The organism is Pseudomonas glycinis, from assembly GCF_054871425.1.
On the sequence record NZ_JBTYHF010000001.1, the window covers coordinates 489,298 to 503,193 of the forward strand.

The window sequence follows — 13,896 nt, forward strand, 5'->3', positions numbered from 1 at the left end:
ACTGTAGAGCTCTGCTCTAACAAAACCGCCCTCCTGAATCAGGAGGGCGGTTTTTTTATGGATGAATAACTGATCAAACAGAAAAAACATTAGCCAACTACTTATTAGCCAGCATAGTTTTATCGCGCCAAAAAAAACCCGAGAGTGTGCACACTGCTCTGGCTCTATATTAGTTGCTGACTGCCAAGCCAACTTCAAAGACGATTACTGCGTGGCAGATTCCTGCACTACGCGTATAACTCGCTGCGGAAATGGAATATCAATGCCCGCAGCCTTCAAACGATCTCGCGCCTGTTCATTGAACATGAACATCACATCCCAATAGTCCGCAGTTTTAACCCATACGCGCAGGGAAACAGTGATCGAACTGTCGCCCAATGTCGAAATCACTGCCTGTGGCTCCGGGTCCTGCATGACGCGGGGATCCTTGGCCAGATCCAGCAATACCTGACGGGCCTTCTGCAGATCCGCTTCGTAATCCACGCCGACATCAAACACGACTTTGCGCGTTGGCTGACGATTGGTGTTGGTGATGATGCCGTTCGACAGGTTGCCGTTGGGCAGGATGATGGTCTTGTTGTCGCCGGTACGCAGCACGGTGTGGAAAATCTGGATGCTGTCGACGGTGCCCGCCACGCCTTGGGCTTCGATCCAGTCACCGATGCGGAACGGGCGGAACAACAGAATCAGCACGCCGCCAGCGAAATTCGCCAGGCTGCCCTGCAAGGCCAAGCCAATCGCCAGACCCGCAGCACCGATAGCCGCGACGAACGAGGTGGTTTCGACGCCGATCATCGACGCGACGCTGACAATCAGCAACACCTTGAGAATGATGTTGGCCAGGCTGCTGATAAAGCCTTGCAGCGCCAGATCGGCATTGCGCAGAGCGAGCAGACCGCCGAGTTTTTGCGTGACCTTGTTGATCAGCCACCAGCCGATGGCCAAGGTAATCACTGCCAGCAGTACGCGGCTGCCGTATTCCATGATCATCGGGATCCACGCCTGGGACGCCTTGACCAGGTGGTCCACTTCCGCATTCAAATCCATGTTCTATCTCCTGATTTCCGGCTTCCCGGGGTGTATTCAAAACAACTGTGGGAGCGAGCCTGCTCGCGAATGCGGCGAGTCAGTCAACTTTTCGCTGAATGAAACACCGCATTCGCGAGCAGGCTCGCTCCCACATAGCCTTCAGACAAAGCTTAGTCGCGGAAGTTGTTGAACTGCAGCGGCATGCCGAATTCCTTGGCACGCAGGGCCGCGATGGCTTCCTGCAGGTCGTCGCGCTTCTTGCCGGTGACACGCACCTGCTCGCCCTGAATGGCAGCCTGGACCTTGAGCTTGGCTTCCTTGATGTGGCCGACGATCTTCTTCGCCAGCTCTTTGTCGATGCCCTCCTTGAGGACGGCGTCCTGCTTCATCAGCTTGCCGGAAGCGTAAGCGTCCTTGACCTCGAGGCACTGCACGTCGATCTTGCGCTTGGTCAGCGCCAGCTTGAGGATTTCGATCATCGCTTCGAGCTGGAAAGCGGCTTCGGCGGTGAGGCTGACGGTCAGGTCTTTTTCCTTGAACTCGAAGCTACCTTTGCCTTTCAGGTCATAACGACGATCGAGTTCCTTCACGGCGTTCTCGACCGCGTTGGTGAGTTCGTGTTTGTCCAGTTCGGATACCACGTCGAACGACGGCATGTAATCTCTCCAATAAAAAGGCGCGCTCGATGTGCATGGAGCGCGCTTGGCTTGCGGTTAAAATCGGGCTCATTATAACGGGTCTTTTCCTACCGATACGGCGAGCCGCACATGCCTGCAAGCAATCGAGCAAAAAACTGATGTCGACCACCTGGCACGTACTCGGCGCCGGCAGCCTCGGCACACTCTGGGCGACACGTCTGGCCCGCGCTGGCTTGCCGGTGCGGCTGATCCTGCGCGATGCGGCGCGCTTGCACAGCTACGAGGCAGTGGGCGGCTTGACCCTGGTAGAAAACGGACAAGCTCATACCTACGCAGTTCCCGGCGAAACCCCGGACAGCCCCGAGCCAATTCGCCGTTTGCTGGTCGCGTGCAAGGCCTATGACGCCGAAGAGGCCGTCGCCCGCCTCGCTTCCCGCCTCGCGCCGGACGCCGAACTGATCCTCCTGCAAAACGGCCTCGGCAGTCAGGACGCCGTCGCCGCGCGGGTGCCACAGGCGCGCTGCATCAGCGCCTCCAGCACCGAGGGCGCGTTCCGTGATGGCGATTGGCGCGTGGTGTTCGCCGGTCACGGGTTCAACTGGCTGGGCGATGGCGCAAATCCGCTGGCGCCGGTCTGGCTGGACGATCTGCAAGCGGCGAACATTCCCCATGAATGGAGCGCCGACATCCTTACTCGCCTGTGGCGCAAACTGGCGCTGAACTGCGCGATCAACCCGCTGACCGTGTTGCACAACTGCCGTAACGGCGGGCTGAGCGAGCATCACTGCGAAGTCGCCACACTCTGCGCCGAATTGACCGAACTGCTCGAACGCTGCGGCCAACCCGCTGCGGCGGACAATCTGCAAGCGGAAGTCGAACGAGTGATCCGCGCCACCGCCGCCAATTACTCTTCGATGTATCAGGACGTCGCCAACCAGCGCCGCACCGAGATCAGCTATCTGTTGGGCCACGCCTGCAAAGTTGCCGAGCGCCATCAGTTGCATCTGCCGCATCTACACCAGTTGCAGCAACGCCTGATCGCTCATCTGCACAAGCGTGGATTGCCCAGCGACTGAGCAGCCGCTAGGCTGACGACTTGTTCCTCTGCTGCGATAAACCTGATGCCATTGCGCCAGCGCCTTGAAAACCTGCCGGTCGGCCAGAAACTGCTGGCTGCCCTGCTGGTGTTGTTGACCACGGTTCTGCTGGTCGCCAACCTGACCTTTATCAGCGCCGCCTACTACATTTCTCAGGAAAGCATGGCGCCTCAGGCCCTGCAGACCATCGGCCGGCTGATCGCCAATCCGAGTCTGGTCAGCGATGCGCTGGAGTCACCGCGCAGCGCCGAGCGCCTGCTCAAGGAGCTCGACAGTTATTCACCGCTGCGTGCCGCCGCCCTGTACGACGGCAAGGGCGAACGCCTGGCGCAAGTGCAGCGCGGCGAAAAACTCAGCCTCCCCGAGCGCTACCGCCACGTCGAAGCCTGGCAACTCACCGAGTTCCGCAGCAACCAACTGATCACCCTGCCACGCCCCGGTGCCGCGCCGGGGCATCTGTTGCTGGTCGCCAGCAGCGAACTGCCGATGGCGTTCTACACCGGCACCCTGACCGCCAGCCTCGGCATCCTGATCTTCAGCGTACTGCTGTGGCTGGTCATCGCCCGGCAGATCAAGCGCCTGATTACCCGGCCGATTCACCAGCTGGAGGAATTGTCCCGGCAGGTCACCCGCGAAGAGAACTACGCCTTGCGCGCTGCACGCGGCAACCATGACGAAATCGGCAGTCTGGCCGAGGCGTTCAACACCATGCTTTCGCGCATCGAAGCCCGCGAGCAGCAGCTCAAACGCGCACGCGACGACTCACAGGCCGCCTACGATCAGGCGCAGGGGCTGGCCGAGGAAACCCGCCACACCAACCGCAAACTGGAGCTGGAAGTCCAGGTGCGCAGCAAGATCGAGAAGAAACTCACCGGCTTCCAGAATTACCTCAACAGCATCATCGACTCGATGCCCTCGGCGCTCATCGCTCTCGACGAGCAGCTTTACGTCACTCAATGGAATCAGGAAGCCAGCGCCCTCTCCGGCACACGCCTGGATGAGGCGCTGAACCAGCCGATCTTCCTCGCCTTCGAACCGCTCAAGCCGTTTTTGCCGCAGCTCAAGGCCACCGTCGAACAGCACACCGTGGCCAAAGTCGACCGGGTGACCTGGTTCAAGGACGATGAACCCAAGCATTATGCGCTGACGTTTTATCCGCTGATGGGCGGTGCCGGGCGTGGCGTGGTGATCCGTATCGACGACATCACTCAGCGTCTGTCGCTGGAAGAAATGATGGTGCAGTCGGAGAAAATGCTCTCGGTCGGTGGCCTTGCGGCCGGCATGGCCCACGAAATCAACAACCCGCTCGGCGCGATCCTGCACAACGTGCAGAACATTCGTCGGCGTCTGTCGGCGGATCTGCCGAAGAACATCGAGACCGCCGAACAATTGGGCATCGAACTGGACACGGTGAACCGCTACCTGCAAGGCCGCGAAGTCCCGCAACTGCTCGACGGCATTCAACAGGCCGGCGCCCGCGCGGCGAAAATCGTCACGCACATGCTCAGCTTCAGCCGCCGCAGCACTCGGCAAATGGCGCCGTGCGATCTGCCGGCATTGATTGATCAAGCCGTGGAAATCGCCGGTAACGACTTCGATCTGGCCATCGGCTTCGACTTCAAGGGCCAGGCGATCATTCGTCAGTTCGACCCGGCCCTCGGTCCGGTGCCGGGCACCGCCAACGAGCTGGAACAGGTGCTGCTCAATCTGCTGAAAAACGCCGCGCAGGCGATTCATCAGCGCGAAGACGACAGCGAGCCGGGCCGGATCATTCTGCGCACCAGGCTCAATCCGCCGTGGGCCGAGATCCAGGTCGAAGACAACGGCATCGGCATGAGCGAGAACGTGCGCAAGCGTACCTTCGAGCCGTTCTTCACCACCAAAGAAATCGGCCAAGGCACCGGCCTGGGCCTGTCGGTGTCGTACTTCATCATCACCAACAATCACAAGGGCCAGATGGAAGTGCAGTCGGCGCCCGGCCAGGGCACTTGCTTCACCCTGCGTCTGCCGCTGGCGCAACCTGCGCCGTTGACCACCGAAACCAATCCACTACCGAGGTAACCCATGGGCTTTCGCTTGTCGAAGATCTACACCCGCACCGGCGACAAAGGCGAAACCGGCCTCGGTGACGGCCGTCGCGTTCCAAAAGATCATCCGCGTATCGAGGCGATCGGCGAGGTCGATACGCTGAACAGTCAGGTCGGCGTGCTGCTCGCCGGTTTGCTCGCCGAGCGCGCAGTGCATCCGGGGCTGAATGAAATCATCGAAGTGCTGGCGCCGTGTCAGCATCGCCTGTTCGACCTCGGCGGTGAACTGGCGATGCCGGAATATCAGGCTCTCAACGAGGCCGAAATCGAGCGGCTGGAAGCGGCGATCGATGTGTGGAATGAAGAGCTGGGGCCGCTGGAAAACTTCATCTTGCCGGGTGGTTCAATGCTGATTGCGCAGGCGCATGTCTGCCGCAGTCTGGCGCGCGGTGCCGAGCGCCGCTGTCAGCATTTGAACTCGGTTGAGCCATTGGCCGGGGTTGGCCTGGCGTATATCAATCGGTTGTCGGATTTGCTGTTTGTTGTGGCGCGGTTGATTGCGCGGCGGCAGGGGGTCGCGGAGATTTTGTGGCAGCCGGCTGCGAAACCTGAAGGAAAGTAGCGCCTTACAGGACGCCATCGCGAGCAGGCTCGCTCCCACATTTGCCTGCATTCTGACTGGAGAAATGCAATCCACTGTGGGAGCGAGCCTGCTCGCGAAGAGGCCGCTAGCCTCAATCGAGAATCAAGCTTCTGGCCAGAACGCCCGAATCCCCGCCACACCCTGAGCCCCAACACCCCAGGCTTTCTCGCGCTCCGCCGGGCCTACTCCACCGAGCAGAAACACCGGTTTACTGAAACCGTCGATCAACGCCTGCGCCTGCTCCCACCCCAACGGCTGTGCATCCGGGTGCGTCAGCGTCGGCTGCACCGGGGACAGGGTGACAAAGTCGACGCCCATCTGCTCGGCCAGCGCCAGCTCTTCAGCGTTATGGCACGACGCCGCGAGCCAGCGCTCCGCCGGCAACGGACGTCCTGCCGCTGCGTATTTACGCAGTTGCGCAGCGGTGATGTGCCAACCGGCAGACGGGAAATCGCCGAGCCATTCGAAGGGCCCTTTGATCATCAACTGTGCCTTGCCCGCACACAGGCCCACCGCGTCGACCGCCAGATCACGGTATTTCGGGTCGTAGCCGTTGGGTGCGCGCAGCTGGATCAATTTGATCCCGCCGGCAATCGCTTTCTGGATGCCGCGCAACAAGGCCGGACCTTCCAGATCTTCCGGAGTGATCAGGTATTCGGCAGGCAAGCGCGCCGCCGCGACGATTGGCTGGTTGGCCGCCGGGAACTCATAGTTGATCAATTCCCTGGCAGTGACCCAAGCCAGTGGCTGACCTTCCGCGCCGTGAGGTTCACCACTGAACGCTGATACTTCCCAGACATCCAGCAACACCTGTTTGTCCGGGTAATCGTGGCGAACCTTGATCAGCGGGCGAGCAGCATCAACGACGATGCCCAGCTCTTCGTGCAGCTCGCGAGCCAGTGCCGATTGGACTGATTCGTCAGCCTCGACCTTGCCACCGGGAAATTCCCACAAGCCGCCCTGATGCTGGGTGTCGGCACGGCGGGCGATAAGAATTTCGCCGCCACCGTCACGGATGACAGCAGCGGCGACGTGGACGCGTTTCACGGATTCAATTCCTCCAGTCCAGCCTTTTGCCACGCTTTGAAGGCGGGCCATTGGTAGATGGTTTCAACATAAGCTTCGTCAACCGCTGGCAGCTTCACCTGATAGGTGCGCAAGCGCACGGCGATCGGCGCGAAAAACGCGTCGGCAAGACTGACACGACCGAACAGGTAAGGCCCCTCTTCCGTGGCTGCCGCGCGGCATTCGGCCCATAGCGCGAGCATGCGTTCGATATCGACCTTTACTTCCGGCGGCACCGGGTTCAGCGGTGCGTCCTGGCTGAGGTTGAACGGCATGTGGTTACGCATGGCGAAGAAGCCGCTGTGCATTTGTGCGCAGGCCGAGCGGGCCTGGGCGCGAGCGAAGGTATCGCTCGGCCAGAGTTGTTCGGACGGAAACTGTTCGGCGAGATATTCAGCGATGGCAAGCGAATCGGCGATGGTGCCACGGGTGGTTTGCAGCAGCGGCACCTTGCCGGTCGGCGAATGCTTGAGCAGGCGCTCGCGGGTGTCGGGCTTGCCGAGCTTGATCAGCTCTTCGCTGTAGGGTGCGCCGGTCAGGTCCAGCGCCAGTGCCGCACGCAGGGACCAGGAGGAAAGCAGTTTGTCGCCGATGATCAGGTGCAGGGACATGGTGTGGCGCCTTTTCGTCAGAGGAATGCTTCTGAATGGGTTGTGTCTGGACCGCCGCTTTCGCGAGCAGGCTCGCTCCCACAGAGAACCGAGCTGCAGCGAGAATACCCTGTGGGAGCGAGCCTGCTCGCGAATGGAGCGGCTCGGTCCCGGATCAGGTCAAGTACGGTATTCAGCGTTGATCTTCACGTACTCATGCGACAGGTCGGTGGTCCAGATGGTTTCGCTGCAATCGCCGCGCCCCAGTTCGATGCGAATGGTGATTTCTTCCTGCTGCATCACCGCCGAGCCCTGGGCTTCAGTGTAGGTCGCGGCGCGAGCGCCACGGCTGGCGATGCACACGTCGCCGAGGAACACGTCGATCTTGCTCACGTCCAGATCCGGCACGCCGGCACGACCCACGGCAGCGAGGATACGGCCCCAGTTCGGGTCAGAGGCGAACAGCGCGGTCTTGATCAGCGGCGAGTGGGCCACGGTGTAACCGACGTCCAGGCATTCCTGGTGGTTGCCGCCGCCGTTCACTTCAACGGTGACGAACTTGGTCGCGCCTTCGCCGTCACGCACGATGGCCTGGGCGACGTCCATGCACACTTCGAATACCGCCTGTTTCAACTTGGCGAACAGCTCGCCTTCAGCGCGGGTGATCTCAGGCAGCGCGGCCTTGCCAGTGGCGATCAGCATGCAGCAATCGTTGGTCGAGGTGTCGCCGTCGATGGTGATGCGGTTGAACGACTTGTTCGCGCCATCGAGCATCAGGTTGTGCAGCACCTCGCGGGAGACTTTGGCGTCGGTGGCGATGTAACCCAGCATGGTCGCCATGTTCGGGCGAATCATGCCGGCACCTTTGCTGATGCCGGTGACAGTGATGGTCACGCCGTCATGCTCGAACTGGCGGCTGGCGCCCTTGGGCAGCGTGTCAGTGGTCATGATGCCGGTGGCGGCGGCTTCCCAGTTGTTCTCCGACAGATCATCCAGCGCAGCTTGCAGCGCGCCTTCGATCTTCTCGACCGGCAGCGGCTCGCCGATCACGCCAGTGGAGTACGGCAGAATCTGGCTGGCATCGACGCCGGCCAGCTCGGCCAATTTAGCGGTGGTGCGCTCGGCAGCCGCCAAGCCAGGCTCGCCGGTGCCGGCGTTGGCATTGCCGGTGTTGGTCAGCAAGTACCGCACGGCATTGTGCACGCGCTTTTTCGCCAGGATCACCGGCGCGGCGCAAAACGCGTTCAGGGTGAACACGCCAGCCACGGTCGAACCTTCAGCACAGCGCATCACCACTACATCCTTGCGCCCCGGGCGCTTGATGCCGGCCGAGGCGATACCGAGTTCAAAACCGGCAACCGGGTGCAACGTTGGCAAAGGACCAAGACCAACAGCCATGAATGCGCTCCTTACTCAATGATGTCAGCACCGCCACGGGAAAGGACGGTGGGATAAATGGCAAAACGCCGCGACGGCAGGAGCCGGTCGCGGCGCGGGTGTACAGCGATTGAAACGGGTTTTACTGGATCTGCCCGTGGCAATGCTTGTATTTCTTGCCCGAACCGCAGTAGCACAGTTCGTTGCGGCCCAGCTTCTGCTCGTTGCGAACCGGGGCAGCGGCGGTGGCCAGTGCCACATCGACCTCTTCACCCAGCGCTTCCGGCTGATCCAGCCCAGGCGCTTCGGCATGTTCGAACTGCATGCGCGCCGCCAGTGCTTCGGCTTCCTGACGCAGGCGTTGCTCTTCGGCTTCCGGATCTTCGCGGCGAACCTGAACGTGCGAGAGCACGCGGATCGAGTCGCGCTTGATCGAATCGAGCAGCTCGGAGAACAGCGTGAACGACTCGCGCTTGTATTCCTGCTTCGGGTTCTTCTGCGCATAGCCACGCAGGTGAATGCCGTGACGCAGGTGATCCATGGTCGACAGGTGGTCTTTCCACAGGTCGTCGAGTACGCGCAGGACGATCTGCTTCTCGAACGAGCGCAGCGCCTCGGCACCGGCCTGATCTTCTTTCTCGTTGTACGCCGCCATCAGCTCGGTCATGAGCTTCTCGCGCAGGGTTTCTTCGTACAGGTGATCGTCTTCGTCGAGCCATTGCTGGATCGGCAGTTTCACGCCGAAATCGCTTTCGATCGACGCTTCCAGACCGGCCACGTCCCACTGCTCTGGCAGCGATTGCGGCGGAATGTGCGCGCTGACGGTAGCGTTGAGCACGTCCTGACGGAAGTCGGCGATGGTTTCGCCGATGTTGTCAGCGGCCAGCAACGTGTTACGCATGTGATAGATCACTTTACGCTGCTCGTTGTTGACGTCGTCGAACTCGAGCAGTTGCTTGCGGATGTCGAAGTTGCGGCCTTCAACCTTGCGCTGCGCCTTCTCGATCGCGTTGGTCACCATGCGGTGCTCGATCGCTTCACCCGGCTGCATGCCCAGGGCTTTCATGAAGTTCTTCACCCGGTCAGAGGCGAAGATGCGCATCAGGCTGTCTTCCAGCGACAGGTAGAAGCGGCTCGAACCGGCATCGCCCTGACGGCCGGCACGGCCACGCAGCTGGTTGTCGATACGGCGCGATTCATGACGCTCGGAAGCGATCACCTGCAAACCGCCGGACTCCAGCACTTGCTGGTGACGCTTCTGCCAGTCGGCCTTGATCTGGGCGATCTGCTCAGGAGTCGGATTTTCCAGCGAAGCGACTTCCACTTCCCAATTGCCGCCCAACAGGATGTCGGTACCACGACCGGCCATGTTGGTGGCGATGGTCAGCGCACCCGGACGACCGGCCTGAGCAATGATTTCAGCTTCTTTTTCGTGGAACTTGGCGTTGAGAACCTTGTGTTCGATGCCTTCTTTGACGAGCAACTCGGACATGTGCTCGGAGGTCTCGATGGTCGCGGTACCCACCAGCACCGGACGACCGGCGGCCATGCTTTCCTTGATGTCCGCGACGATCGCCGCATATTTCTCTTCGGCGGTGAGGAACACCAGGTCGTTGTAGTCTTTACGCGCCAACGGTTTGTTCGGCGGGATGACCATGACTTCCAGACCATAGATCTGGTGGAATTCGAACGCTTCGGTGTCGGCGGTACCGGTCATGCCGGACAGCTTGGTGTACAGACGGAAGTAGTTCTGGAAGGTGGTCGAGGCCAGGGTCTGGCTCTCGGCCTGAATGTTCAGACCTTCCTTGGCTTCGATAGCCTGGTGCAGGCCTTCGGACAGACGACGACCCGGCATGGTACGACCGGTGTGTTCGTCGACCAGCACGACCTGACCGTCCTGGACGATGTATTCGATGTTGCGGTTGAACAGCTTGTGCGCACGCAGACCGGCGTAGACGTGGGTCAGCAGGCCAAGGTTGTGCGCCGAGTACAGGCTCTCGCCTTCGGCCAGCAGGCCGACGCGGGTGAGCATTTCTTCGATGAACTGGTGACCGGCTTCGTTGAGTTCGACCTGACGGGTCTTTTCGTCAACGGTGTAGTGACCGGCCTTGGTGACCTGGCCTTCGACTTCCTCGACGTGCAGTTCCAGCTGCGGGATCAGTTTGTTGATCTCCATGTACAGCTTGGAGCTGTCCTCGGCCTGACCGGAAATGATCAGCGGAGTACGCGCTTCGTCGATGAGGATGGAGTCGACTTCGTCGATCACGGCAAAGTTGAGTTCGCGCTGGAATTTTTCATCCATGCTGAACGCCATGTTGTCGCGCAGGTAGTCGAAACCGAATTCGTTGTTGGTGCCGTAGGTGATGTCGGCGGCGTAGGCGGCGCGCTTCTCTTCCGGCGGCTGGAACGGCGTTACGACGCCGACGGTCAGGCCGAGGAATTCATACAGCGGGCGCATCCAGTTGGCGTCACGGCGGGCCAGGTAGTCGTTCACGGTCACAACGTGCACGCCCTTGCCGGACAGTGCGTTGAGGTAAACACCCAGGGTGGCCACGAGGGTCTTGCCCTCACCGGTGCGCATTTCGGCAATCTTGCCTTCGTGCAGAGTCATGCCGCCGACGAGTTGCACGTCGAAGTGGCGCATGCCCATCACACGCTTGCCGGCCTCGCGGGCGACGGCAAAGGCTTCCGGCAACAGCTTGTCGAGGGTTTCCCCCTTCGCGATACGGGCCTTGAACTCGGCGGTCTTGGCGCGCAATTGATCGTCCGAAAGGGCCACCATTTGCTCTTCGAAGGCATTGACGAGCTGCACCGTCTTGAGCATGCGTTTGACTTCACGCTCGTTCTTGCTTCCAAAAAGTTTCTTTAACAAAGGCGCAAACATATCGGCAGGATCTTCCACACTAAAGGGATGGAGGGCGGCCCCGTGAGTCGCCCGTGCAGCCCTCATGGCCGCATGCGAACGAGCATTCTACCCGGAAACGGTGGTGAGGAAAGTGGCGATGTTCCACGATGCTGGCACTGCGCTTTGACGGGGCTCACTTAAAATAGGGGCGTTTTGCTCAACTTCAACCCGTCGGGGGAAAGAAGTCAGGCGTTGATTTAATGAGCAAATCAGGGACAAAAGCAATGGTCCAGAGGTTCCGCAGCTTTCTGCTACCATGGCGCCTCTGTTCCTTCAGGTGTTCGATCATGGCGTTTCGCCCTCTCACGGCCAGAGCACCCGCCGTTCTGTTACGTGAAGCCAAACCGCTGAAGGCCATCCTCGGCCATGCCCAGCGTCTGGAGCATTTGCAGCGCCTGCTCGAAAGCCAGCTGCAACCGGCCGCCCGCGAGCATTGCCGGGTAGCCAAGTGGCGCGAAGGCGAGCTGTCGCTGGTGGTCACTGACGGCCATTGGGCAACGCGCCTGCGCTATCAGCAGAAACGTCTGCAACGACAGCTGCAATTGTTCGAAGAGTTCGCCAACCTGACGCGGATCAAATTCAGCGTGCGCCCGCCGATCGTCCAGCATCGGGCGGTTGGACACACCATGGATTTGTCCAGCAGTGCGGCGGAGACGATTCAGTCGACGGCCGACGGGATCAGCGATCCGGGATTGCGCGCGGCGCTGGAGCGGTTGGCGGCGCATGCCAAAAGCAAAACCTGACCGTGCACACCATTGCCATGTGGGAGCGAGCCTGCTCGCGAAGAGGCCATGTCAGACGACATTGATGTTGAACGACACAGCGCTTTCGCGAGCAGGCTCGCTCCCACAGTTTTGATCTCCGATTCTCCTCAGTTCAGCGGCGCTTGCTGCCGCCCAATAAAGACCCCATCAACCCCCGCACCAACTGCTTGCCAAGGTTATTAGCCGCCTGGCGCATGGCCGATTTCAACGCCTGGCCTGCCGCCGTGCCGAGGAATTCGCCCGCACGATCAGCCAGGCTCGGCTCTTCGGCCGCCGCTTTGCCCGCTGGTGTTTCAGCCTCGGGCGCCAGCCCTTTGCGGCCCATCAAAATCTCGTAGGCCGACTCGCGATCGATCGGCTTGTCATAACGGCCCTTGAACGGTGAGCCGGCGATAAGCACGGTGCGCTCGGTTTCAGTCAGCGGACCGATCCGCGATTGCGGCGGTGCCACCAACACACGCTGGACCATTTCCGGCGTGCCCTTCTCGGTCAGCGTGCCGACCAACGCCTCACCAATACCTAACTCAGTCAGCACCGACAGACTGTCGAACGCCGGATTCGGCCGAAAGCCATCCGCCACCGCACGCAGGGATTTCTGCTCTTTGGCGGTGAACGCACGCAGGCCGTGTTGAATGCGCAAGCCCAACTGCGCCAGCACGTCATCCGGCAGGTCCGCTGGCGACTGGGTGACGAAGTACACGCCCACGCCTTTGGAACGAATCAAACGCACCACTTGCTCAAGCCGCTCCTGCAAGGCCTTGGGCGTGTCGCCGAACAACAAGTGCGCCTCATCGAAGAACAGCGCCAGCAGCGGCTTGTCAGCATCGCCGCGCTCGGGCAGTTGCTCGAACAACTCGGCCAGCAGCCACAGCAGGAACGTTGCGTAAACCTTCGGCGCCTCGTGCACCAGACGGCTGGCGTCGAGCAGATGGATACGTCCCCGGCCATCGGCGCCCGGTTGCAGGATGTCTTCAAGTTGCAGCGCCGGCTCGCCGAACAAGGCTTCGGCGCCCTGCTGTTCCAGCGTCGCCAAACGGCGCAGCAGCGCCTGGCTGGAACCGGTGGTCATCAGCGCCGCGTCTTCGCCGAGCAACTGCGGGTTGTCCTTGAGGTGGTTGAGCAGCGCTTTCAGATCCTTGAGATCCAGCAGCAACAACCCTTCGCGATCCGCCACCTTGAAGGCAGCGTACAGCGCCGACTGCTGACTGTCGGTCAGCTCGAGCAGGCTGCCGATCAGTAGCGGACCCATTTCGCTCAGGGTGGTGCGCAGCGGGTGTCCGGATTCGCCGTGGATGTCCCACAGCGTGACGGGATAAGCCTGCGGCGTGTGACCGAGCCAGGGCATGCCGGCGATGCGCTCGGCCACTTTGCCCTGCGGGTTGCCAGCGGCGCCGAGCCCGCAGAGGTCGCCCTTGATGTCGGCGGCGAACACCGCCACACCGGCGTCGCTGAACGCTTCGGCCAGACGCTGCAATGTCACGGTTTTACCGGTGCCGGTGGCGCCAGCGATCAGCCCGTGGCGGTTGGCCAGGCGCATGGCCTGAGCGATGGGTTGCGCGGCCGGATCAGCGCCGATAACGAGTTGCGAAGAGTCAGGCATTTTCTCACCCAATGGTTAATCTTTGATGACACATGGCCGATACATAAATTGGATAGACCCATCAGAAAATCGGGTCGGACATTTCCCTAAGGAGAGCCGGAAATATCAATTTTTCAACCTTGCCCATAGTGCGCGTCTCTATCAAAGCACGCCCAGGACAT

11 protein-coding genes are annotated in these 13,896 nt (G+C 60.9%); 4 read left to right on the forward strand and 7 right to left on the reverse strand.

Features of this window, described 5'->3' with window-relative positions; genetic code table 11:
- Nucleotides 1-204: 204 nt before the first annotated feature.
- Both ACYSTU_RS02245 and ACYSTU_RS02250 read right to left on the reverse strand, forming a co-directional pair.
- The gene (locus tag ACYSTU_RS02245; protein WP_016773492.1) at nt 205-1,047 is read right to left on the reverse strand and encodes a mechanosensitive ion channel family protein; all 843 of its coding nucleotides are present in this window, start codon (nt 1,045-1,047) and stop codon (nt 205-207) included.
- Nucleotides 1,048-1,199: 152 nt separating this feature from the next.
- Nucleotides 1,200-1,685, reverse strand: a complete 486-nt coding sequence (locus tag ACYSTU_RS02250; protein ID WP_110646614.1) for a YajQ family cyclic di-GMP-binding protein — start codon at nt 1,683-1,685, stop codon at nt 1,200-1,202.
- A gap of 140 nt (nt 1,686-1,825) precedes the next feature.
- Here ACYSTU_RS02250 and ACYSTU_RS02255 point away from each other — a divergent pair, with 140 nt between their 5' ends.
- From ACYSTU_RS02255 to ACYSTU_RS02265, 3 genes are read left to right on the forward strand one after another with little or no spacing between them, the layout of a single operon-like run.
- Complete coding sequence (locus ACYSTU_RS02255) at nt 1,826-2,743, forward strand: putative 2-dehydropantoate 2-reductase (RefSeq protein WP_125917125.1); 918 nt, start codon at nt 1,826-1,828, stop codon at nt 2,741-2,743.
- A 45-nt stretch (nt 2,744-2,788) separates the two neighbouring features.
- A complete protein-coding gene (locus tag ACYSTU_RS02260; protein WP_016773489.1) occupies nt 2,789-4,825 on the forward strand; it encodes a sensor histidine kinase in 2,037 nt (678 codons plus the stop codon).
- Nucleotides 4,826-4,828: 3 nt separating this feature from the next.
- The gene (locus ACYSTU_RS02265; RefSeq protein WP_016773488.1) at nt 4,829-5,413 is read left to right on the forward strand and encodes a cob(I)yrinic acid a,c-diamide adenosyltransferase; all 585 of its coding nucleotides are present in this window, start codon (nt 4,829-4,831) and stop codon (nt 5,411-5,413) included.
- Between the two features lie 123 nt (nt 5,414-5,536).
- Here the strand turns inward: ACYSTU_RS02265 and ACYSTU_RS02270 are convergent, their stop codons facing one another.
- From ACYSTU_RS02270 to secA, 4 genes are all read right to left on the reverse strand, one after another.
- Nucleotides 5,537-6,481, reverse strand: a complete 945-nt coding sequence (locus tag ACYSTU_RS02270; RefSeq protein WP_498995617.1) for a Nudix family hydrolase — start codon at nt 6,479-6,481, stop codon at nt 5,537-5,539.
- Nucleotides 6,478-7,110 (reverse strand): glutathione S-transferase family protein, encoded by a 633-nt coding sequence (locus ACYSTU_RS02275; protein WP_024014096.1) that lies wholly within the window; start codon nt 7,108-7,110, stop codon nt 6,478-6,480. Before ACYSTU_RS02275 ends, ACYSTU_RS02270 begins: the two co-directional genes overlap by 4 nt.
- Nucleotides 7,111-7,269: 159 nt before the next feature.
- Nucleotides 7,270-8,487: a bifunctional glutamate N-acetyltransferase/amino-acid acetyltransferase ArgJ gene (gene argJ, locus ACYSTU_RS02280; protein WP_136492847.1), complete on the reverse strand. Its 1,218-nt coding sequence runs from the start codon at nt 8,485-8,487 to the stop codon at nt 7,270-7,272.
- A 121-nt stretch (nt 8,488-8,608) separates the two neighbouring features.
- A complete protein-coding gene (gene secA, locus ACYSTU_RS02285) occupies nt 8,609-11,350 on the reverse strand; it encodes a preprotein translocase subunit SecA (RefSeq protein ID WP_038861039.1) in 2,742 nt (913 codons plus the stop codon).
- Between the two features lie 308 nt (nt 11,351-11,658).
- On the opposite strand from secA, the gene ACYSTU_RS02290 reads away from it, so the two are divergent.
- The gene (locus ACYSTU_RS02290; RefSeq protein ID WP_041479804.1) at nt 11,659-12,114 is read left to right on the forward strand and encodes a DUF721 domain-containing protein; all 456 of its coding nucleotides are present in this window, start codon (nt 11,659-11,661) and stop codon (nt 12,112-12,114) included.
- 133 nt (nt 12,115-12,247) lie between these two features.
- Here ACYSTU_RS02290 and ACYSTU_RS02295 read toward each other — a convergent pair whose 3' ends face one another.
- Nucleotides 12,248-13,735, reverse strand: coding sequence for a helicase HerA-like domain-containing protein (locus ACYSTU_RS02295; RefSeq protein WP_041480025.1), 1,488 nt, complete (start codon nt 13,733-13,735; stop codon nt 12,248-12,250).
- Nucleotides 13,736-13,896: the final 161 nt, after the last annotated feature.

Coding starts and splice junctions, on each gene's coding strand:
- ACYSTU_RS02250 (WP_110646614.1), bottom strand. CDS start 1,685: ATGCCGTCGTTCGACGTGGTATCCGAACTGGACAAACACGAACTCACC.
- ACYSTU_RS02265 (WP_016773488.1), top strand. CDS start 4,829: ATGGGCTTTCGCTTGTCGAAGATCTACACCCGCACCGGCGACAAAGGC.
- secA (WP_038861039.1), bottom strand. CDS start 11,350: ATGTTTGCGCCTTTGTTAAAGAAACTTTTTGGAAGCAAGAACGAGCGT.
- ACYSTU_RS02255 (WP_125917125.1), top strand. CDS start 1,826: ATGTCGACCACCTGGCACGTACTCGGCGCCGGCAGCCTCGGCACACTC.
- ACYSTU_RS02275 (WP_024014096.1), bottom strand. CDS start 7,110: ATGTCCCTGCACCTGATCATCGGCGACAAACTGCTTTCCTCCTGGTCC.
- argJ (WP_136492847.1), bottom strand. CDS start 8,487: ATGGCTGTTGGTCTTGGTCCTTTGCCAACGTTGCACCCGGTTGCCGGT.
- ACYSTU_RS02290 (WP_041479804.1), top strand. CDS start 11,659: ATGGCGTTTCGCCCTCTCACGGCCAGAGCACCCGCCGTTCTGTTACGT.
- ACYSTU_RS02245 (WP_016773492.1), bottom strand. CDS start 1,047: ATGGATTTGAATGCGGAAGTGGACCACCTGGTCAAGGCGTCCCAGGCG.
- ACYSTU_RS02295 (WP_041480025.1), bottom strand. CDS start 13,735: ATGCCTGACTCTTCGCAACTCGTTATCGGCGCTGATCCGGCCGCGCAA.
- ACYSTU_RS02260 (WP_016773489.1), top strand. CDS start 2,789: ATGCCATTGCGCCAGCGCCTTGAAAACCTGCCGGTCGGCCAGAAACTG.